We start from the raw sequence: 21613 nt of genomic DNA, 5'->3' as shown, positions 1-21613 counted from the left end.
TAACGGGGGTAACCGGAATAACAGGCCCAATAGGCTCAACGGGAGCAACCGGAATAGCAGGCCCGACAGGCCCAACGGGGGCAACCGGAATAACAGGCCCGACAGGTCCAACGGGATTTGAATCTGCATTCAGAGCTTTCAAATCTACTGATCAATCCGTTACTGCTAATACACTGTCTATAGTAACATTTGAAACTACACAATTCGATTTAAATGGTGAATATGATGGTGTATCAACATTTATACCGCAACAAGATGGAGTATATTTAATTATTACTACTATAATTTTTAGTCCTACTGATGATACTCTAAATTATGTGACGGAAGTATTTATAACAGTTAACAGTGCTTTAATAGCAGGAGATGATAGCTTTTTTGGTGGAAATACTGGGCTTTTAAATGCGGTAACAGTTTCTACCATTGTACAATTGAATGCAGGAGATATGGTGCAAGTCCAAGCCGGTAGTACCATAGATGGCGTTATTGCATCTCCGCTTCTTACAAATTTTCAAGCTGCGAGGTTTCCATCACCAGTTCCAAATACACTTTTCTTGTTAAATAATTTATCTGCAGATTGGAGTAAAAGGCCGTTTAGTAGAACAACATAATTATGTTCATTTTAAAAATAGTGTGAAGAAAATGATGAATTTAAATTATGGGATATTTTCTAAATTAGCAATAAGATACTCAGAGAGATTTAGTCGTGAAGCTAGTCAAATTCGTAATAAAAAAGAGCCATGAGTGGAAAGGTTCATAACTCTTTTTGTAAGGGTAATGATTTTATAGGTAATAATCATCATGAAACCCTAAAAATGTAAGTTGATTAATTTCTATAAAATTCTAATTTTATAGAAAAAGAGCGACTGACAACAGCTAACTGCTTAGCAGGTTCTTTAAGATAAAAAAGAAGAGAATATAGAGGTTCATTCTGATTGTTTGAAGGTAATGAAAGAAAGAATATCACATACTATCGATCTTAATAAAAACTATGTTTGTTTTTCATTTTATTCACAAATAGTTCCAGTTGCTATTCCTGTTGGAGCGAAACCTACTGGGACATTAGTGATAACAGTATTCGTGGCAATATCAATAACAGAAACAGTATTACTACCTTGATTTGTAACATAGGCACGAGTGCCATCAGGTATGATAGTTACCTGATCAGGGGATAAAGCAACAGGAATTGTATCAATCAAAGTATTTGTCGCCACATTTATTACCGAAACATTATTGCTAACTTTATTTACAACGTAAATAAGGTTTCCACCTGGTGTAATATCTATACCAACAGGTTCGGTACCTACGTTAATTGTATTAATTACGGAATTGGTAGCGGTGTTAATAACAGAAACAGTATTGCTGTTCTGATTCGTGACATAAGCACGAGTGCCATCTAGTGTGAAAACGATTATTCTAGGGCGAATGCCAACAGGAATGGTAGCGGTAACTGTGTTAGTAGCAGTATTAATAACAGAAATTGTGTTACTTAATTCGTTTGCAACATATGCAAAGGCTCCGTTTGGAGAAACAGTTATTCCTTGCGGAGCGATACCAACAGGGATGGTAGTGATAACTGTATTAGTAGCAGCATTAATAACTGAAACGTCATTACTCGCGTGGTTTCCAACATAAACAGTTGTGTTATTTGGAGAAACAGCTACGCCAATTGGATCAGCTCCAACGGGAATGGTAGCAATAACTATATTAGTAGCAGTATCAATAACGGAAACGGTATCGGAAAAAATATTAGTAACATAAGCACGAGCCCCATTGGGTGAAACTGTTACTTCAAGAGGTGCATTATCTACAGTAATTGTAGCGACTACTGTATTTGTTGCGGTGTTAATCACTGATACTGTATCATCTGTAGGGTCATCGATTGCTCCCGCGTTAGTAACATATACAAGGAAATTACATCCAGGTCCAGTTGGTCCGGTTGGCCCGGTCGGCCCAGTTGGTCCCGGTGGACACTCACAGTCTCCAGTCGGCCCAGGTGGTCCTTCCGGCCCCTGAATACCTTGCACACCTTGAGGTCCAGTCGGTCCTTCTAATCCTTCAGGCCCTTGAATGCCTTGCACACCCTGAGGTCCAGTTGGCCCTTCTGGTCCTTCCGGTCCTTGAATCCCTTGTATACCCTGTGGTCCAGTCGGTCCAGGTGGTCCAGGAATTCCCATTCCGGTTCCCGAACCAGTCGGCCCAGGTGGCCCTGGCGGTCCTTGAATGCCTTGCACACCTTGAGGTCCCTGAGGCCCTTCCGGCCCTTCCGGTCCCTGAATCCCTTCTACCCCTTGAGGTCCTTCCGGTCCTTGAGGTCCTTCAGGCCCTTGAATGCCTTGCACACCTTGAGGTCCAGTCGGTCCTTCTAATCCTTCAGGCCCTTGAATGCCTTGCACACCTTGAGGCCCTTCCGGCCCTTCCGGTCCTTCAAGTCCCTGAATGCCTTGCACACCTTGAGACCCTTGAGCTCCTCTAGGTCCAGGAATTCCTCTAGGTCCTGTTGCTCCAGTCGGCCCTGGCGTTCCGATGTTACTCAATAACGAACTATTCAAGATTCCTTGTAAAATTAGGTTGAATGTCTGCTGTAATAAGGGGTCTGATATATTTGAACAACTGATAAGTGAAGACAAGCTTTGGAATAGAAATTGGAATAACGCTGAGATTTGAGTGAGAGATGCAGTAGGTAAAGAATTGATTAATTGATTTATAGTTCTTATGACTAAATTTCTATTTGGTGTACTTGGTTGTACCGCTATTAATAAATTATTTAATGCCTGTAATGCAGATTGGAGTATTTTTATAGTTGTTGAATTTGGTGTTGTGAAAAAAGTAAGAATAGCTTGATTTAATTGGCTTATTATTTGTAATAATTCTTGTTGTTGAGAACTTGAGAAAAAAACAGGTGTACAGCAATTACTTTGATTACAAGAGGATATAGAAATAAAGCAGGGCTGCTGGAATTTATCACACGGATTTGGTGAGTTTGATTTTTGATTATATCTCATAAGTAACCTCCTTTTTAAAAAATAAATGTTAGGTAAGTCTAGATAAATTATTTTAGCAACTATGTTTAAAATGTTTGTGGGTATATGTTTAATGTTTTTTTCTTCAAAGTATATGTAAACAAAATGGAGATGTTCTTAGAGGACGTATAATCAATGCTTAATTACTAATAAAGATTGTAATCATAGGAGGAGAAATGAAAGTTACAAAGTAAAATATACAAGCTATTAAATTTATCCCGCATTAAGATCCCCACCTCAAAATTCAGCGGAAGCAAAGAAGTTAAGTGAGGCATTAACTGCCAATAAAAGCTCGATTGGTTCAACTAATAATAAGTGGGGATAAACACCCCACCAATTATTAAAGTTTCACTTTATAAAATCAACAAAAGCGTTATTTTAGAAAAAAAGGTGACTCAGCAATTCTGTCAGCCGAGTCACCCAATACTATCGATCCAAATAATATTTTTTATATGTAGTTATAGCGGTTTCTTAGCGGCTAACTCAAAATGGCAGTCGAAGAACAAAGAATTTTATTTTAGAAAGTATTAGATTTTACTATGTTAATGCTACAACAGCAAGAGTTAAGCCCAACGTATTTAATGTATTAGAATATGGTCCTACATTAACAGTAAGAGTACTTGTTATACCTAAAGGTGTAGTGAAAATAGCGGGTGCTGATACAGAAGTGAATCCTGCAGTATATCCCAAAGAAGTACCAGAGCCAATGATTGGATTATTATTCAAATACATAGTGATACCTGCCGAATTACCTCCTGGTTGAATGATAACTTGCACTTCATAGATTGCCAAATAGGTTCTTCCACCTTCAAGTAAAACAGTTGTTGGTGGTGTGAATGAGATTGCCGTACCATTAGAATTTACCACGGTATCTAGTGGAATCGCAGAATTTACAGAAACTATTGATGGGGTAGTTTGAACAACATTTAAACTGTTAGCCGTGGGGGATGGACAAGTGCAAGGTTTGTGAATGTTAGAGTTATTATCATTTTGGTAATTCACAAATAATCAAGCTCCTTTGCGTAAGATAATTTTTTATCCTATATAAAACGTAGCTTTTTTGTATCTAAGTTATTTTTAAAGAGAAGTTGAATATTGTTGGTCAGTTAAATCTTAAAATATTTGATACTCTGTGATTTCAAAGTATATCTGATAAATATATATGAAAGTTTTTTTAAGGACATTACTGTAAGTTAGGAAACATAATAAAATCGTTATTTAAAACTGTTCATGAAAAAAGAGCACCATCAAAAGTGCTCTTAGAAAATACATTTTATATTCTGTTTTGAGCTACGATTTTAATATTCTCTGGTGGAATGATATCTTGAATTTTTTCTTTTAAATCTACTTGGACCATTTCTTCAAGATGTTCAAGTGAAACTTCAAAGTTTATACATTCCGCAGATGCGATGCTTAATAAAGAATAATTTTCATTCTTTTTAACGACAAGATATTGCGATTGATCTGTTATTACTATACACCCTTGTTGAATGCCTAATTTACGATCGTTTTCAAAAGTCATAAATTCATTCTTGATATACATGATAATAGTATAAACTCTATATTTCTTTTAATAATTTAGGGTTATATCTTTTCTGCGTTAGCTGCTTTTAACCACGCTTCGTAAAATGCTGTAACTGATGCATAACGTTCTGCACGATTTTTATTTACAGCACGATACGCTACCTCATATAATTCCTTACTTGCTTTCCATTTTATAAAAGAACGATCGTTTTCACCGCCTAAAAGTGAGAAAGCCATTGCTCCCATATTAAATACATTTGTTCTTTCATCGATTGTTGCGTTTAGTTCAAATTCCTCTGGTGACATAAAACGGGAGGAACCCCATAGCCGGCCCATTTTATTTATGTAAGGTTTCTTACTGTATAAATCTATATCACAAATTTTTGTTTCGTTTGTATTAAAATTATATAAAATACTACCGTCATAAAAATCTATTGCTACATAGTTTTTCTTTTCTACATAAGTATGGAAAGAAAAAATGGAATGTAAGGAATGAATTCGTTCTATAGCAGATAAATGCCTAAATTTATAAAATGGTGAGTTTGGATTTTTATATTTTTCAGGAGGTGGGAAACTCCAATGCGAATGAAGACATTCACCATCAAACCAATCGAAAATTAATACATATCCAGATTGAACTGGAAAATGATCAATTAGTCTTATGAGCGATTCATGCTTTAAATCTTCATAGATAGTAACTGAATTTTTTAGCCTTTTAATAGCATCACCCGTTGTTCCTTCATATGCAATTGTTTGTGCTCCTGCGTATTTGATAAATTTCTTGTGACCATCTTTTTCTACACCAAAACTTATATTACCTGAGTCTTGCTGGTCAAAAACTGCAAATACGGTCCCTAATTTAATAAGCCAATCAAAATTATGATATTCTTTTAATTGGAATGTTACACTATTTAACTGAATTTCGACGGAATTATTTTTCATAGATTACCTCACATTTAATATAATTAAGTTGTACATTCCACTATTCGACATATTTTATGGAAATCCTATGCTAACAATATAAAATTTTATAAATATAATAATAAATACTTATAAAGAGGTGAATACAATGGATCAACAAATTGTTATTAAACCGTATCAAAAAGACTGGGTTGAAGAGTATATAAAAGAAAAAGAGAAATTCTGTTCCTTGTTAGGACAAGAAATAATTGCTGTTGAACATATAGGAAGCACAGCAGTAGAAGGATTAGGAGCTAAACCTCTTATTGATATGATGATTGGCGTAACAGAATTGCAAATAACTGAAAAGTGGATTGAAGTTCTATCGGAAATTGGATATGAGTATGTTCCAAAAGATGCAACCAATTGGCGTTTTTTTAGAAAGGGAAAATGGAGAGCAGGTACTCATCATTTGCATGTTTATATTTATAATAGTGACGAATGGAGGAACAATATTTTATTTCGTGACTTTCTAATAAGCCATGAATGGGCACGTAAAGAATATAGAGAATTAAAAGAGATGCTTGCTATTACATATGCTTTTGATCGTGTTTCATATACAAAGGCAAAAGCACCGTTTATTCAAAACATAATAAAGTTAGCTGAAAAAAATCAATAATAATTGTCAGTGATATTGAAATTCTCATTTTATTTTAATCTTTCTCTCATGTTCTTTTCTTTTTTATTTGATAGACTGCTTGTTACAAAGCTTTTGTGAGTAAGGAGATTAAATAAAATGGAGAAGATATTAAGAAATAAATATTTTCGTGTGTGTGTTAAAATTATGGGCATTACTATTATTATTTGTAGTGTATTGATGCTATTTATTAATGTTATATACGGCAATGTTTTGAATGTAAAATGGTTAAATAAAAAATTAGGCTCTTTTGGTGAATATGGGGCTATTATCGCTGCTTCATTATGGTTTTTACGCCATATATGGGTGTTTTTAAAGAAGAAAAATATACAAGGATTTAAAAAAGTTAAAGAAGTGTATCTATTTGCAAAAAAGTTTCATGTATTAATTGGATACGCTATAATAGCTGTTGCAATTACTCATGGTGTTTACTTTTTTATAAAAGGGAGTCCTCATATTTTACTCATATACAGTGGCATATTTTCTCTATTAGCCTTAATCGCACTAGGGGTTGTTGGGTTTTATTTACAGAAAATGAATAAGAAAGAAAAATTTATGATGTATAGAAAAGTGCATCAAATCATTGTAATTATATTTGGAATAGGATTATTTATTCATTTAATTGTCTAGGAGGAACTACCGTTGCAACACATTTTAATTATTGAGGATGAGGAAAGTTTAGCAGATTTTCTAGAATTAGAACTAAAATATGAAGGGTATAAAGTAGATATACAACTAGATGGAAGAAAAGGGTTAAGCGCAGCACTTGAAAAGAATTACGATCTCATTTTGCTTGATTTAATGCTGCCTGGATTAAATGGACTAGAGGTATGTCGTCGACTAAGAGCGACTAAAAATACACCTATTATTATGCTGACTGCTCGTGATAGTATTATGGACCGTGTGACAGGTTTAGATAGTGGAGCGGATGATTATCTTCCGAAACCATTTGCAATTGAAGAACTGTTAGCACGTATGAGAGTGATATTTAGAAGAGAAGAACATATTGAAAACAAGCAGGTTTCATTTCTTACATTCAAAGATTTGCAGCTTCAGATTGAATCTCGAACTATAACGAAAGGAAATGAAGAAATTGAACTTACAAATAAAGAATTCGAGTTATTGCTTATGTTTATGAAAAATATTAATCGCGTACTTACTCGTGATGTTTTACTGGACCAAGTATGGGGATATGATGCAATTGTTGAGACAAATATCGTTGATGTATATGTTCGTTATTTGCGAAACAAGTTACATAGTGTAGATAAGGAGGAGTATATCCAAACAGTCCGTGGTGCGGGATATATAATGAAATGATAAAAAATATTATGTTTCGAATTCGAAATCTACCTATAAAGTGGAAACTAACACTTTGGTCCACTACACTAGTATTTATTTTATTCATCTTATATAGTGCTTTGCAGTTTATTGTAATCAATAAGTGGACTATAGATTATGAACAGAAACAAATAAATAGGCAAGTGACGGAAATAGCGGCATATTTCCAAGATAAAAATGATACCCTTTCGAGTAAAACATTTGAAAACAGTAAAGATTTTCTAAACAATATGATTGATAAGCATCAAATGATTCGTATTATTGACATGGATGGGGGGCCGATTATTACTGTTTCACGAGATTTTAATGAAACGTGGATAAAGCCGAAACAGGTTATAAAAGATGAGTCATTTATAAAAAGGCATTTAGAAGATCGAATATTAGTTAAGCGCATACCAATTAAAACGAAAGAGTTTACTGGCACTATTGAACTTACGAAAAACCTAGAGACATTTGATTATTTATTAAAAGTTATTTTAGTGGTAATGCTTATTGCTGGAATATTTGGATTGATATTTAGTTTTTTAGGTGGGATTCTTATAACGAAGAAACTATTATCAAGTGTTCAAAATATAACAGATACGATGAAACGTATTAAAAAGAATGGACTAAACGAACGGGTTCCAGTACGAGAAAATAATGATGAGCTTGCAAAATTATCATTTCTCTTTAACGAGATGATGGATGAAGTAGAAACTTCTTTTGCACAACAGAAACAGTTTGTCGAAGACGCATCTCATGAACTAAGAACACCGTTAACAATTATTCATGGTCACTTAGCGATGTTAAACCGATGGGGGAAAAATGATCCAGCAGTATTAGATAAATCTCTTCAATCTAGTTTAAAGGAAGTAGATCGTTTAAATAAATTAGTTTCAGAATTGCTTGAACTATCAAGAGCTGAATCTGAACAAATGTATCCAATAGCAGCTGAGCCAGTCCATGTAAATAGCGTATTAAAACATGTTACACAAAACTTTATAGTAATTCAAAGTGATTTTCAATTTGATATGAAATTCGGGGATGACGAGGCTTATGTTTCAATGCCATCATCTTACTTAGAACAAATTATTATTATCATAATGGATAATGCAGTTAAGTATACAAAAGAGGTTAATAAATATATTTGCATAGAATCCAGTTTACAATCAGGGAAAGTTACAATTCGTGTAATAGATCATGGAACGGGAATACCTGAAACCGATTTACCATTTGTTCTTAATCGGTTTTACCGAGTTGACAAAGCGAGAAGTCGAAAACAAGGTGGAAACGGACTAGGTTTGTCTATTGCAAAACGACTTGTAGAAAAATATAAAGGAGCTATTAAAATAGAGAGTAAAGAAAATGAAGAAACAATCGTTACGATTACATTACCATGTATAATAAAATAAGCCTTCAAAGAAGGGGTGCGTTTTGCATTCCTTCTTTTTTTACGATCAAATCATTTTGTTTATTTCGAAATTTCTAGTACATTAAAATTATTAAGGGGGAATAATAATGAAAGCTATCGTACATCAATATAAAACTGGGTTTGACGGTGTAGAATATAAAATATCACCTGAGAGAGCACTTAATGATGGGGAAGTTAAAGTGAAATTAAAATCAGCAGGCTTAAATCATCGGGATTTATTTATTATAAATAATAGAAAAGAAATGGATCTACCATTAGTAATAGGATCAGATGGTGCAGGTATTGTTACGGAAATTGGAAACGGTGTTTCTGATAACATATTACATACAGAAGTTATTATTAATCCTAGTATTGGATGGGAACATGCTACTGAAGTACCGGAGTTACCGGAAGTGCTAGGTGGGCCGAAAGATGGAACGTTTGCTGAATATGTAATTGTACCAGTTGAAAATGTTGTAGAAAAGCCGTCATATCTTACTTGGGAAGAATCAGGTGTTTTATCTTTATCCGCATTAACTGCATATAGAGCGCTTTTTACTAAAGGTAGATTGAAGCGCGGCGAACACGTTTTAATTCCGGGAATAGGCGGTGGTGTTGCTACATTTGCCATGTTATTCGCGAAAGCAATTGGCGCAAAAGTGAGTGTTACTTCAAGGGTAGAGAATAAAATGGAACTTGCTGCAAAATATGGTGCAGATATTTCTTTTCATAGTGCCGGAAATTGGGAAGAGAGCTTACAAGGTGAAAAAGTAGATTTAATAATAGATAGTATAGGTCCAGCAACTTTTTTGAAATATTTTGATGTATTAAAACCAAACGGAAGAATCGTGAATTTTGGTGCAAGCTCAGGAGATAAAATTGAATTACCATTACGCGCGCTATTTTACAATCAAATTGATATTATGGGAACATCCATGGGTAGCCGTGAGGAATTTAATGAGATGATAAAGTTTATAGAAAAACATCAAATTAAACCAATTATTGATAAAGTTTACTCGTTAGAAGAAGCAATTCGAGCACTAAGCCGTATGGAACATGGAGAACAATTTGGAAATATTGTACTTCAAATGAATTAAAAAATATGATTTTACAATTAGTATATTTAAATGAACATGTTATGTATTCCAAACATGAAAAAAATACGAATCGCCTTATTATAAAGGTTTACGAACTTTATACATAAATAGTGTATAAAATTTGTTTTATAATTGTCACATGAGTAATAGTAAAATGAGAATTAGATGAGAAAAGTTTAAGCCCATTTTCATAATGGTATTGTATACTGTGTAAATCAAGAACACTTGTAAGTAGGGAGAGAGTATTATGAATTACACAGTATTTCAGTGGTTTAATAATTTTGCTGATTCATCCAAACTATTAGATACGATAATGGTTGCAATTACAAATAGCGCTGCATACGTAGCCATTTTATTTATGCTTATCTTATGGTTTAATAATGGAAAGAAAGAGAATGCAATTAGAAAACAATATACAGTTTTATATACGACGCTTTCGGTTATTATTGCATTAGTAGTAAATGTTCTTATACATGCGGTATATTACCATCCGCGTCCGTTCGTATCACATGATGTACATCAATTAGTACCACATGCAGCAGATTCATCATTTGTTAGTGATCATTCTGTACTTGTATTTTCAATCGCCTTCGTATTTATTCTTAGAGGAGAAAAACTGAAATATATCGCGCTATTATGGGCAGTGTTAGTCGGTATATCACGTATGTATGTAGGTGTTCATTATCCTTTAGATATACTTGGTGCAGCTTTCATAACACTTGTTACGAGCGGTTTAGTAATGCAAAGTACACGTATGTTTGAACCAATAGCGAAATTCGTATTCAAAATGTATGCATTAGTAGCGAGACGAATTCCTTTCTTAGCAAAATATAACCATATCGCATAATTTTCTTATAAAAAGTTCCCCTTTGGAAATCCAGAGGGGAACTTTTTATAGTAAATAAGAAAAGAGTTTAGAGTGATATGCAATCAAGTTTTGATGGAGTTAATATTCAGAAATTTCACGCACCGTACTTTAATTAAATAAAACAAAAACAAAAAATAACAATAGTTAGTTTCGTATTGTTTTAAAGGAATTAAAAAGAAAACTTCGAAACATATAGTATTGTAAACAAAAACTACAAATTATAAAACGCATCTTCGTACGAATCCATTCCAAAAGAGAGGAGATAAGTATGCAAAAACTTCAAACGAATAAAGGCGCTCGATATATGATGATTGCTTTTATTGTTTTGTTTCTTATTATGATTTTGCGTATAGTCTATATTCAGGCAGTAGGAGTCGTGCATAATGTAAATGTAAAGGACCTCGCGGATGAACAACATAATAAAAAAGGTGTTTTAGAAGCGAATCGTGGCACTATCTATGACCAAACGGGAAAGGTGTTAGTACAAGATTCTACAACATATCGAGTTGTTGTGAATTTAAAAGGAAAAGATAAAGTGAAAAATAAAGATGAAACCGCACAACAATTAGCCGATGTGCTTGAAATTGATAAAGAAGAAGTATTAAAAAACTTTCATGAAGGGCGTACGCAAGTTGAAATTGGGAAAATTGGTCGGAACTTATCTAGGGAAACGAAGGAAAAAATTAACGATTTAAAAATACCAGGTGTATCTTTTATGTCGGAAAAAGCAAGAGTGTATCCGAATGAAGATTTTGCATCCTATATACTGGGTTTTGCTAGACCAGATGATAAAGGGAATACGGAAGGAAAGTTTGGGCTTGAAAAGAGTTTGGATAAATATTTGCGCTCTACAAACGGGAATATAGAATATGTGGGTACACGAAGGGGGATTCCGCTTACAAATGATATAGGTAAAGTAGAACCTGCTAAAAATGGGAATAACGTGTATTTAACGCTTGATAAACAAATTAATAGCTTTTTAGAAGAAGCGATGAACAAAGCACAAGAGCATTATGATCCTTCTATGTTAATTGGAATTATTGCTGATCCAAAAACAGGAAAGGTTTTAGCGATGTCTAGTAAACCTAGTTACAATCCTAATGTAGGTGATATCGAATACTTTTTAAATGATCCGATTGCAAATGCATATGAACCAGGTTCAACTATGAAAGTTTTTACGTTAGCAGCTGCCATTAATGAAGGTGTATATAACGGAAAAGAATATTTTCAATCTGGAAAATATTCCGTTGGTTCCTCTGATATAAAAGATCATAATGGTGGATTTGGATGGGGGTCAATTACATTTGATGAAGGTTTTGAAAGATCATCAAACGTAGCTTTTTCTATTTTAGAAGATCAGTTACTGAAACCAAATAAATTTAAGCAATATATGAATAAATTTGGATTCAATCAAAAAACAGGAATAGATTTACCTGGAGAAAGTAAAAATACTTTATTATTAAATACGCAAATTCAACAGGTTACAACTTCTTTCGGTCAAGGTTCTACAGTAACTCCGATTCAATTAATCCAAGCAGCTACTGCTATAGCAAATGACGGGAAAATGATGCAACCATATATCGTTGATAAAGTTGTAAATCCAACAAATAAAGAAGTTATTATGGAAAATCAACCGAAAGAAATTGGGAATCCGATAAAAAAAGAAACAGCGGACAAGGTTAGAAGCTTAATGGAGCGTGTTATAACATCTTCAAAAGGAACTGGTACAATGTATAAAGTAGATGGTTATCCAATTGGAGGTAAGACAGGAACAGCACAAATCCCGAATCCTGAAAACGGCCGATATATGGAAGGGAAAGAGAATTACATTTTCTCCTTTTTAGGAATGGCTCCAATTGATGATCCGGAGTTAATCGTATACTTAGCTATTAAGCAGCCAAAGTTAAAAGGAGATGAGTATGGAGCTCAGCCTCTTGCTGAAATATTTAAACCTGTTATAAAAAACAGCCTTGAATATTTAAAGGTGAAACCGTATACAGAAAAACAAATAGCTGATGCAACGAAGCAATCTCAATTAAAAGTACAAAATTATGTAAATCAATCGATGGGTACAGCAGAGAAAAGTGTAGAAAAAGAGAAGCTACAGCCGGTAATTTTAGGAGAAGGAAAAATAATAAAACAATATCCACAGTCTGGCGAGGTAATGAGTGAAGGTGATCGTATATTTTTATTAGGGAATAACGCACAAATGCCAAATGTAAAAGGTTGGTCCATGCGTGATGTTATGTATTTCTCTAAGCTTTTGAAATTAGATTTGAAAACTTCTGGTACAGGTTATGTAACGAGCCAAAGTATTGAAAAAGGACAAGATTTACATGAAGGAGATACACTAGAACTAGAATTAGAACCGCCGTTACAACCGTTAACAGAGGCGAATACGAATTAATTCAGGTATTTGGAAGGAGCTAGATGCAAATGGCTCTTTCTTTAGAGCTGTAAGTAATTTCACGCACCGTAATTTTCAGAAAAAACAATAAATAAATGAATTAATAGAGACACGTTATTAAATATCTGATTATTTTTTATTTACAGTTAAAAATAATTGTGATAATATGGAAAAAATCAAATGCAGTGAAGAGAAGAGTAAATAAAATGAATTTTTTACAGAGAGCTCCATTTAGCTGAAAAGGAGTAAAAATTCTTTATTGAACCAAGCCTCTGAGCAGCGCATCGGAACCTATTATTAGGGGATGGTGTGACGGGAGCTCCCGTTATAGAGCTATGGTATAAGCATGAGTTAGAATGCAGTACCTGATAAGGTTAATATGGTGACATATTAACAAACTAGGGTGGCACCGCGATGATAAATCTCGTCCCTAAGATTAAAAGTCTTGGGGGTGGGATTTTTTTATTGTTTTAAAACAATTTTGAAAGCGGGGGCCAAAAATGAAAAACTTTCTTAAAGATTGGAAATATCCTTTATTACTACTGTCCGGTGTTGGTATTGCGAATTTAGGGGCATGGATTTACTTAATAGCACTGAATGTACTTGTCTATAATATGGGTGGCTCAGCCTTAGCTGTTGCTGCTTTATATGTAATAAAACCATTAGCCACTTTATTTACAAACGCTTGGTCTGGGAGTATGATTGATCGTTTAAATAAACGGAAGTTAATGATTCACCTCGATATATATCGTGCGTTATTTATCGCTATTTTACCTTTACTTCCGTCAATTTGGATTGTTTATGTATTTGTATTCTTTATAAGTATGGCCAGTGCAATTTATGAGCCAACTGCTATGACGTATATGACGAAATTAATTCCAGTAGAACAAAGACAACGTTTCAACTCATTACGTAGTTTAATAGGATCTGGTGCATTTTTAATTGGTCCAGCGATAGCAGGGGTTTTATTAATTGCGAGTACACCAGAGATTGCTATATATATAAATGCTATAGCATTTCTCTTATCAGGATTCATTACATTACTTTTACCTAATCTTGATAAGAAAGAAGCTTCGGATACAACAAGTAATACATTATCTCTTACAGTATTAAAAAAAGATTGGAACACTGTTATAAATTTTAGTAGAAAACATGTGTATGTCGTATGCGTGTACTTCTTATTTCAAAGTATGTTCGCATTAGCAACCGCTACTGATTCACTTGAACTATCGTTTGCGAAAGAGGTATTACTACTAACAGATAGTGAATATGGTTTTCTAGTTAGTATAGCTGGTGCAGGATTTATTTTAGGTGCCATAACAAATACAATTTTGTCAAAGAAATTAGCACCTTCACTTCTAATTGGAATAGGATCATTATTCATTACAATTGGTTATTTAATTTATGCTTTTTCAAGTGTATTTTTAATAGCTGCTATTGGATTCTTTATTTTATCTTTTTCAATGGCATATGCAAATACAGGATTTTATACATTTTACCAAAATAATATCCCTGTTCATATGATGGGACGGATTGGGAGTATATATGGACTTGTTATTGCGATAGTAACAATCTTTATTACAATATTATCTGGTGTTGCGACTCAGTTCATTTCTATACAACTTGTAGTTATTGTAGGTTCATTGATCATGTTATTTATTACTATCGTCTTATGTGTGTTTACTTTATTCCCAGCACAATCTAAGTTGTATTCTACTGAATCAATAAAGTGAAACTTTAATCAGGGGGCATCCCCCACTGATTATCAGCCCTCACCAATCGGGCTTTTACGGGCAGCAGGGTCCCCACTTAACTTTTTTGCTTTCGCTGAATTTTGAGATGGGGGTCTTACTGCCCACAAATAGCGGGATAAATTCGAAATGAACTTTGTGTTCTCATTAACAATTTATCGTATTTAATAAAAGGGTTCTTTCCCCTTTATATGGAAAAATTAATAAGGGGAAAGAACAATACCGAAAGATAAGGGTGGTTGTCGTGATAAAAACAAAAGATGAAATTGATAAAATTGTAAAAGAAATACAAAAGAAAATAGATTTCTCTGGAGTAGTTTTAGTAAAAAAAGAAAAAGACTTAGTCTATGAAAAAGCTTTGGGTTACGCAAACCAAAGTGAATGTATAAACAATACGATACAAACAAGATTTGGCATTGCCTCAGGATGTAAAATTTTCACTGCAATTGGGATCTGTCAACTTGTTGAAAAAGGTTTTATTTCTTTTCATACAAAATTAAAAGATTGTCTAGAGATAAAATTTCCAAACTTCGATGAAGATATTACAATACATCAACTACTAACGCATAGCGCTGGTATACCAGATTATTTTGATGAAAGTATTATGGATAACTTCGAAGATCTTTGGAAACAAACACCTATGTATCTATTAAAGAGCTTAAAAGACTTTTTATCATTATTCCAAAAAAGTAATATGATGTTTGCACCTGGAACTAAGTTTCACTACAACAATGCAGGTTTTATCATACTTGGATTAATAATAGAAGAACAGACGGGACTTAAATTTACGGAGTATATAGAAAAGAACATTTTTAATCCGATTGGCATGAATGATTCTGGCTATTTTTCGTTAGATAGATTACCAAGACATACAGCTCTAGGATATATAAAGGACGAAACCAACCAAAATTGGAGAACAAACGCCTACTCTATACCGATAAAAGGAGGAGCTGATGGAGGTGCATATGTTACTGCACCAGACATGCTGAAATTTTGGGCGGCCCTATTTAATAATGAAATTTTAGGAAAGGAATATACAAAATTACTTTTAACTCCTCACATTCAAGTAAATGATAAACAGTCCTACGGCTATGGAATATGGATTGAAACACGAGAAAACAAGGTATTCAAATATCATGTAATGGGATATGATCCAGGCGTCAGTTTTCGCTCGGCTATATATCCAGAATTAGGAATCACTTTAGTTATTCCATCGAATAAAGGGGCAGGACCTGAAAAATTAATGACAGAAATAGAAAGAACTTTTTAATTATATGGATTTAAAAGAAGAGATACGAAAATAATTTAAACGAGTTCATGATTGTTTCCGTTTTGAAAAATATTTTAGTTAACGAGGAACCCTTTATTTATTAAATAAGGGGTTTTTGTAATTCTGTACAATTATATATAATTATATGGATTTTTAAATTAGAAAACATTACTATATAATTGTAAATTTTTATTATTAATGCCTTTAGGATTTTTAGCACCTATCCTATGGGATAAATATAAGAAATTCAAAAGTACAGTTTTATTAGGATTTTCTATATCAGCTAGTATTGAATTGCTACAATTAATTGAGTCTTTATTTAGTGGAGTGGGACGTATTACTGATATTGATGATATGATCTGTAATGTTATAGGTTCTATTGTTGGATATTGTATTTATAATATTTTTTTAAAAGCCATTAATAAATTTAACATTCGAGTGTTGGGTAAAGCTAATTCTAAAGGTGTGGAATTAGTTGATAAATAGGAGTTTAAACGAGTTATTAAAGGCGTACGAGTAAAAAGTACGTCTTTTTATTTTTATAAATAATGCTTAAGGCTGATGAGAAATCACATTTTCCGTCTTACACTTGAAAGTAGCTATCGTATTTCAAGTATGGAATGAAAAGAGGAGAATATAATCTTTAAAGATAAACAAGTTTATAGGAGGATTTTAAATGGATATTTTACTTGTTGTTCTTATTATTGTTTTGATGCAAAGTAAAGAACGAAAAGTGAAAATAAACCGTATTTGGCTCATTCCGGCTTTGTTGTGCTTTGTAACAATCCAGTCCATTATTCATATGGGACAAATAACTTTGCTGCAAGGACTACTGTTTGTTGTAATGCTTGGAATTGGCTTAGGTCTAGGAATTATACGGGGAAGAGCTTTAACATTTCGATTTGATAGTAAAACAGGTCATGTACTACGAAAAGGAAATTGGGTAAGTACAATAATCCTTCTTGTTATTTTAGGAGCAAAAATTATGATTAAACAAAGTATGTTTTCTGATAGTACGCACCAGACATTAATGGTTGTAACAAATGCCTTTTTATGTATTACATTAGGCACTGTGATTAGTAGACGTTATTATATTTGGGAAAAATATAATGAATTAACACAAAAAACGTAAATACATTCACCCCTTGTTTAACATTGCTAAGAACGGTAATACTAATTAACATTGAACTTTTACAACAAGGGATGATAATATGATATACATTTATACAGATTTTGGTGGAACACATACTACCTCACTAGCTGCAGCGTATCATTTAAATAAACTACCAACGGATCGTAAGTTAACGAAAGAAGAAATTTTGAATGTAGATTACTTTAATAAATTGAAAACAGAAGATATGGGAAAAATTATTTTTCATGGAATCGATGAACATGGTCATCCTGTATATACGATTGGATGTGGCGCATCAAAAGTTGTTGTACCAGCGATGAAGCATTTAGGAGAAATCTTGCAAAAACATTATCAAAGTCATGAAAAGATTATTTTTTCTAATACATCACCAACCGTACCTTTACCAATGACTTTCGGTGGGCTGTTTTCTAGAAGGTTCCATATCGATTTTATTGGTGTACCGTTACTCGTATGGGGAGCAAAAATTTGCTGTGATAATATACAAAGGCTTGTTAGTTATACAAAAGAAGCTGGCCGATTAACGAATGATTATGTTGTAATTTTAGATAATGAAACTTTTAAATAGTATATGATAACAAGAAAATCGAGCAAATTCCTTGATTTTCTTTTTTATTTGTGAAACAGACAAGAAATAGTCACATTTAATATGCATCTACTATAGCCAAAACAATAAAGTCCTGTTACTATTACAGGGATATTCTCTTTTCGTAACATAAATATATAGAAAAGTCAGAAAAGAGGAATTGAATTAAGGGAGGAACAACATGAAGCGTGTTGCTTGGATTACTGATAGTACAACTGCGAGTTTTAAAACAGAAGGAGATAACTTTGTTATCCCAATTGAAGTTATTATTGATGGTGTGTCGTACAAAGATTGTGAAGAAGGTGTGCGTGAGCGCGTTTATAATGCTTTGAACGAAGGTAAAACTGTCACTACATCACAGCCTAACATAGGGGAAATGGTAGAGTTATTTTCGAAATGCAAAGAAGAATATGAAGAGGGATTTGCAGTTGCTATTAGCGGAAAAGTAAGTGGAACCTATCAAAATATGAAGTTAGCTGCAGAAATGGCAGGTTTCCCATTAACGGTATTAGACAGTGAAACAACAAGTTATCCAATGGATGAACTAATTAGAAAAGCGAAATCGTTATACAATGATGGTATGACTTTACAAGATATACACAAAACATTAGTAGAGGAAAAAAGAAGACCTTTTCATGTATTTCCAAAGAGTTTAAAAGGTCTATATGCAAGTGGCCGTGTAAAGGGTATTCAATTTTTACTTGGAAGTTTATTAAGTGTCAACTTAATATTAGAAGTAAAAGGTGGAGAGCTTTTACTTGAAAAGAAAGTTCGTAAAATCCAAAAATGTCGAGAATATATTAAAAATGAACTTGAAAAAGAATTACCAAAAGTACTTCACATGTTCCATGCTAACGATAAAGCTGGAGCTGAAGAATGGATTGCAGATATTAGACAAGCATTCCCTGAAATGGATTTCAAATTATATCCATTACCAATTTCATTTGCGGTTCATGCAGGTGAAGGTACAATTGCAATTAGTTATTAAAGTAAAACCCGTGAATGATTCACGGGTTTTTTCAGAGTGTCGGGAAAGACCTTATATACTATAAGGTCTTTTGTACCTCTTAAAATGGCTTGAATAGCGTTTATTTGAGGTCATTAGGTAGTTAGAGATTGATGACTATCTTTAACGAAAAAAGTTGAAGTCATATTTTTTAATGTTAATAAATCAGAATCTTCTTTCTTTTATTTCTGCAGTTACAATCTATTTACATATAATATTATTAGGATTATATTGACAATGAAAGAGAAAACAATAGATGGAAGGGGATGTTTTTATGTTTAAAAAAGCAGCACTAGGGATTTCATCGTTAGCAATCACAGCGTTCGTCGGATTAGGGATGGCAACAGAAGCTTCAGCTGGACCAGCAGCACCACTTACTTCACTAAACGTCGTACAAGTAGAGTCTGAGCTAGGCGGGGTAGAAACAATTAATCAGAACAGCTTCAGTACATCGCGTAACCACGGGGGAAAATATTTATATATTACAACGAAAGAAATGGGTTATGGCCAAAACCCATTTGTTAAAATGAATGGTTCTAATGTAAAAAGTATTGATTCCACTATAATTGGGGGAAGACCAATCGTTGGCTGGTATTATAAATGGGATGCTTCTGGACACCAACAAGGAACCTTTGAGTATCAAAAGACATCTATAAATGCACCATTTAATACAATGCGTACATCAATTTATATCCAATAATTTTGAAAGCGTTCGCACATATAGAATAGTAAAAAAGGTACTTCTAGGAGTACCTTTTTTTGATTTGAATCATGTTCATCTATATTTATAATCCCGATTCCACAGCAAGAATGCTTCCCATAAAACAAAATCCTAAATGTCTATAAAATTGTTATGAACGCGTAGTACAAGTCCTCTACAATAAAAGTGCGTAACCTTAAATATTTTAAACTCAATAGTTATTTATTAAGTTCGTTTATTTTATTTAATAAATTTAGTATAAATAGCCAAATTGCACCTAGACTCAGAGTGAATTTTACATCTGTAAAAGTAACGAAAGAAATCCAAAGTTTACAGTTTCAATCGATTGATGAAAGTACTTCAAATTATTTGATACGAGGGGGAAAGTACGAGGATTTCTTTGTTCAAGGAGAAGAAATTTATACATATTCATTTTTCGGAAAAAGATGGGGTTAACCCCGTCATAAAAAGTCCGTTTTTATAACGGGACTATTTATGACGATTCCTATTTATACTTTTTACGATTAAAAGAAAAAGAGAATGTTAATCTAAATGTTTAGCACTCACTGGACAGTCTCTTGTCGGTGTATGTCTAGTAAGAGAAAAGATAGCCAAACCTAAAGATAATAAAACTAAAGATCCACCAACCCAGGCCATATTGGCGACATTATGTACTTGTTTTAAAGCTATACCTCCAACTGCAGAGCCGAGTGAAATTCCTATTTGTAGGGCTGAATTATTAAAACTTTGCTGTATATCTGACGTATCCGGGGCAATTTGGATTAAATAACTTTGTTGAGGTGGTGCAAGCCCCCAACTCAATGCAGCCCAAACTATCATAACAGGAATAAATAGGATAATAGAAACTGCAGTAAACGGTAATATAAATAAGATTAGAGCAAATAGAGTAATAACTATCACAATACTTTTTTGAGCGCCTATTTTATCTGATAATACACCGCCAAACGCTCCGCCACTTACTGCAGCTATACCAAACACTAAATAAAATATGCTAATCCAATAAGGGCTTAGGTGAAACTTATTTTCTAAAAAAGGAGTAAAATAAGCATATAGAGTATAGTGTCCTGCTAACATAAACATGGTAGCTAGATGGGCAGATCCTAGTTTAAGACTACAAACGGCCTTTAATTGGATAGATAAAGGAGTTCGGTTTTCCTCTCCAGGTATTTTATCTAAAAATACTGAAATTAAGATAATAGACCCCAATGATAAAATAGCTATACATAAAAAAATAATCCTCCAGCCAAATGTGTTTGAAATTAATATGCCTAGTGGTACTCCTAGTACAAGTGAAGAGCTAATACCCATATAAATTAATCCTAATGCTTTTGCTCGATAAGCGGGATTAACAATTTTAGCTGCAATTGTTAGGGAAAGTACTACAACTAAAGCAGTACTCATAGCAGTTAAAATTCTTGCTATCATCATAAAAGTAAAGTTCGGACTAAAATAAGTAAGTAGATTACCAATTAGAAAAATGTAAAGTGAAATAATATATAATTTTTTTCTTTCCACTTTACTTGTGAAAATCAATAATACAGGACCTGCTATTGCATAAGTAAAGGCGAAAATTGTAATTAATTGACCAGCGGAACTTAATGAAACATTAAAATCTTTAGCGATGTCTGGCAATATTCCTCCAACGATAAGCTCTACAAGACCTACCGCTATCGTTGCTAAAGCTAATATAAATACTTTGAAATTCATTTTTTATATTCCCTTCTCTGCATTATTTACCGTAGAACAAAAAAACTCCTGACTACAAACGCTAAAAGACGCATTTTGTAGTCAGGAGTTGTTGGTTCCTGGTAGAGACCCCCAAGCCATATTCTTGGAGTTATACATGATTCTCATATGTAATTAATCAACGTAATAGAAGATACCATAT

Annotated in this window: 19 protein-coding genes, 2 pseudogenes, 1 riboswitch and 1 other annotated feature; of the genes and pseudogenes, 16 read left to right on the top strand and 5 right to left on the bottom strand. The window is 33.4% G+C overall.

The genetic code is table 11. The features are described 5' to 3' along the window. Positions 1 to 17: 17 nt before the first annotated feature. Positions 18 to 608 (top strand): collagen-like triple helix repeat-containing protein, encoded by a 591-nt coding sequence (locus tag HMPREF2590_RS30785; protein WP_083325427.1) that lies wholly within the window; start codon positions 18 to 20, stop codon positions 606 to 608. A 396-nt stretch (positions 609 to 1004) separates the two neighbouring features. On the opposite strand, the gene HMPREF2590_RS15575 is transcribed toward HMPREF2590_RS30785, so the two are convergent. The 4 genes from HMPREF2590_RS15575 to HMPREF2590_RS15560 all read right to left on the bottom strand — a co-directional run bounded on the left by HMPREF2590_RS15575 (position 1005) and on the right by HMPREF2590_RS15560 (position 5486). After that, a complete protein-coding gene (locus HMPREF2590_RS15575; RefSeq protein WP_070861469.1) occupies positions 1005 to 3002 on the bottom strand; it encodes a YVTN family beta-propeller repeat protein in 1998 nt (665 codons plus the stop codon). Between the two features lie 555 nt (positions 3003 to 3557). Then, positions 3558 to 4022, bottom strand: coding sequence for a hypothetical protein (locus HMPREF2590_RS15570; RefSeq protein ID WP_001109248.1), 465 nt, complete (start codon positions 4020 to 4022; stop codon positions 3558 to 3560). Between the two features lie 271 nt (positions 4023 to 4293). Further along, positions 4294 to 4542: a hypothetical protein gene (locus tag HMPREF2590_RS15565; RefSeq protein WP_000142299.1), complete on the bottom strand. Its 249-nt coding sequence runs from the start codon at positions 4540 to 4542 to the stop codon at positions 4294 to 4296. 62 nt (positions 4543 to 4604) lie between these two features. Then, complete coding sequence (locus HMPREF2590_RS15560) at positions 4605 to 5486, bottom strand: protein kinase domain-containing protein (RefSeq protein ID WP_000794851.1); 882 nt, start codon at positions 5484 to 5486, stop codon at positions 4605 to 4607. A 127-nt stretch (positions 5487 to 5613) separates the two neighbouring features. On the opposite strand from HMPREF2590_RS15560, the gene HMPREF2590_RS15555 reads away from it, so the two are divergent. The 15 genes and pseudogenes from HMPREF2590_RS15555 to HMPREF2590_RS29065 form a co-directional block, all read left to right on the top strand. Beyond that, positions 5614 to 6123 (top strand): GrpB family protein, encoded by a 510-nt coding sequence (locus tag HMPREF2590_RS15555; protein WP_000372690.1) that lies wholly within the window; start codon positions 5614 to 5616, stop codon positions 6121 to 6123. Positions 6124 to 6240: 117 nt separating this feature from the next. After that, positions 6241 to 6771: a hypothetical protein gene (locus tag HMPREF2590_RS15550; protein ID WP_000411454.1), complete on the top strand. Its 531-nt coding sequence runs from the start codon at positions 6241 to 6243 to the stop codon at positions 6769 to 6771. Between the two features lie 12 nt (positions 6772 to 6783). Further along, complete coding sequence (locus HMPREF2590_RS15545) at positions 6784 to 7458, top strand: response regulator transcription factor (RefSeq protein ID WP_001163828.1); 675 nt, start codon at positions 6784 to 6786, stop codon at positions 7456 to 7458. Then, positions 7455 to 8870, top strand: a complete 1416-nt coding sequence (locus HMPREF2590_RS15540) for a HAMP domain-containing sensor histidine kinase (RefSeq protein ID WP_000594473.1) — start codon at positions 7455 to 7457, stop codon at positions 8868 to 8870. Before HMPREF2590_RS15545 ends, HMPREF2590_RS15540 begins: the two co-directional genes overlap by 4 nt. Positions 8871 to 8976: 106 nt before the next feature. Continuing rightward, on the top strand, positions 8977 to 9966 hold the full coding sequence (locus HMPREF2590_RS15535; protein WP_000644547.1) for a zinc-binding dehydrogenase: 990 nt from the start codon (positions 8977 to 8979) through the stop codon (positions 9964 to 9966). Positions 9967 to 10213: 247 nt separating this feature from the next. Then, positions 10214 to 10813: an undecaprenyl-diphosphatase gene (locus HMPREF2590_RS15530; RefSeq protein WP_001110118.1), complete on the top strand. Its 600-nt coding sequence runs from the start codon at positions 10214 to 10216 to the stop codon at positions 10811 to 10813. 289 nt (positions 10814 to 11102) lie between these two features. Beyond that, complete coding sequence (locus HMPREF2590_RS15525; RefSeq protein ID WP_044584505.1) at positions 11103 to 13241, top strand: penicillin-binding protein; 2139 nt, start codon at positions 11103 to 11105, stop codon at positions 13239 to 13241. Positions 13242 to 13417: 176 nt separating this feature from the next. Further along, positions 13418 to 13676 (top strand) — a binding site (T-box leader). 65 nt (positions 13677 to 13741) lie between these two features. After that, on the top strand, positions 13742 to 14974 hold the full coding sequence (locus HMPREF2590_RS15520) for an MFS transporter (protein ID WP_000787866.1): 1233 nt from the start codon (positions 13742 to 13744) through the stop codon (positions 14972 to 14974). A 262-nt stretch (positions 14975 to 15236) separates the two neighbouring features. After that, positions 15237 to 16262, top strand: coding sequence for a serine hydrolase domain-containing protein (locus tag HMPREF2590_RS15515; RefSeq protein WP_000598046.1), 1026 nt, complete (start codon positions 15237 to 15239; stop codon positions 16260 to 16262). A 189-nt stretch (positions 16263 to 16451) separates the two neighbouring features. Further along, positions 16452 to 16748, top strand: a pseudogene (locus HMPREF2590_RS15510) (VanZ family protein); the annotation flags it as partial. A gap of 190 nt (positions 16749 to 16938) precedes the next feature. After that, positions 16939 to 17394, top strand: coding sequence for a CcdC protein domain-containing protein (locus tag HMPREF2590_RS15505; RefSeq protein WP_000353708.1), 456 nt, complete (start codon positions 16939 to 16941; stop codon positions 17392 to 17394). 79 nt (positions 17395 to 17473) lie between these two features. Then, positions 17474 to 17980, top strand: a complete 507-nt coding sequence (locus HMPREF2590_RS15500) for a DUF3189 family protein (protein ID WP_000639421.1) — start codon at positions 17474 to 17476, stop codon at positions 17978 to 17980. A 199-nt stretch (positions 17981 to 18179) separates the two neighbouring features. Continuing rightward, positions 18180 to 18986 (top strand): DegV family protein, encoded by an 807-nt coding sequence (locus tag HMPREF2590_RS15495; protein WP_000831933.1) that lies wholly within the window; start codon positions 18180 to 18182, stop codon positions 18984 to 18986. 292 nt (positions 18987 to 19278) lie between these two features. After that, positions 19279 to 19704, top strand: a complete 426-nt coding sequence (locus HMPREF2590_RS15490; protein ID WP_043328671.1) for a DUF4879 domain-containing protein — start codon at positions 19279 to 19281, stop codon at positions 19702 to 19704. A 204-nt stretch (positions 19705 to 19908) separates the two neighbouring features. Then, positions 19909 to 20160 (top strand): annotated as a pseudogene (locus HMPREF2590_RS29065) (MerR family transcriptional regulator); the annotation flags it as partial. A gap of 87 nt (positions 20161 to 20247) precedes the next feature. Here the strand turns inward: HMPREF2590_RS29065 and HMPREF2590_RS15485 are convergent. Further along, a complete protein-coding gene (locus tag HMPREF2590_RS15485) occupies positions 20248 to 21432 on the bottom strand; it encodes an MFS transporter (protein ID WP_001009823.1) in 1185 nt (394 codons plus the stop codon). 58 nt (positions 21433 to 21490) lie between these two features. Next, positions 21491 to 21590, bottom strand: a riboswitch (purine riboswitch). Between the last annotated feature and the right edge of the window lie 23 nt (positions 21591 to 21613).

Source organism: Bacillus sp. HMSC036E02 (genome assembly GCF_001836235.1).
Lineage (GTDB): Bacteria > Bacillota > Bacilli > Bacillales > Bacillaceae_G > Bacillus_A > Bacillus_A cereus.
This window is presented reverse-complemented; position numbering and strand designations above follow the sequence as displayed.

Bases quoted from the DNA above. Each gene is read 5' to 3' on its own strand.
- HMPREF2590_RS15565 (WP_000142299.1), bottom strand. From the start codon at position 4,542: ATGACTTTTGAAAACGATCGTAAATTAGGCATTCAACAAGGGTGTATA.
- HMPREF2590_RS15550 (WP_000411454.1), top strand. From the start codon at position 6,241: ATGGAGAAGATATTAAGAAATAAATATTTTCGTGTGTGTGTTAAAATT.
- HMPREF2590_RS15500 (WP_000639421.1), top strand. From the start codon at position 17,474: ATGATATACATTTATACAGATTTTGGTGGAACACATACTACCTCACTA.
- HMPREF2590_RS15530 (WP_001110118.1), top strand. From the start codon at position 10,214: ATGAATTACACAGTATTTCAGTGGTTTAATAATTTTGCTGATTCATCC.
- HMPREF2590_RS15535 (WP_000644547.1), top strand. From the start codon at position 8,977: ATGAAAGCTATCGTACATCAATATAAAACTGGGTTTGACGGTGTAGAA.
- HMPREF2590_RS15490 (WP_043328671.1), top strand. From the start codon at position 19,279: ATGTTTAAAAAAGCAGCACTAGGGATTTCATCGTTAGCAATCACAGCG.
- HMPREF2590_RS15495 (WP_000831933.1), top strand. From the start codon at position 18,180: ATGAAGCGTGTTGCTTGGATTACTGATAGTACAACTGCGAGTTTTAAA.
- HMPREF2590_RS15560 (WP_000794851.1), bottom strand. From the start codon at position 5,486: ATGAAAAATAATTCCGTCGAAATTCAGTTAAATAGTGTAACATTCCAA.
- HMPREF2590_RS15555 (WP_000372690.1), top strand. From the start codon at position 5,614: ATGGATCAACAAATTGTTATTAAACCGTATCAAAAAGACTGGGTTGAA.
- HMPREF2590_RS15525 (WP_044584505.1), top strand. From the start codon at position 11,103: ATGCAAAAACTTCAAACGAATAAAGGCGCTCGATATATGATGATTGCT.
- HMPREF2590_RS15575 (WP_070861469.1), bottom strand. From the start codon at position 3,002: ATGAGATATAATCAAAAATCAAACTCACCAAATCCGTGTGATAAATTC.
- HMPREF2590_RS15505 (WP_000353708.1), top strand. From the start codon at position 16,939: ATGGATATTTTACTTGTTGTTCTTATTATTGTTTTGATGCAAAGTAAA.
- HMPREF2590_RS15520 (WP_000787866.1), top strand. From the start codon at position 13,742: ATGAAAAACTTTCTTAAAGATTGGAAATATCCTTTATTACTACTGTCC.
- HMPREF2590_RS15485 (WP_001009823.1), bottom strand. From the start codon at position 21,432: ATGAATTTCAAAGTATTTATATTAGCTTTAGCAACGATAGCGGTAGGT.
- HMPREF2590_RS15540 (WP_000594473.1), top strand. From the start codon at position 7,455: ATGATAAAAAATATTATGTTTCGAATTCGAAATCTACCTATAAAGTGG.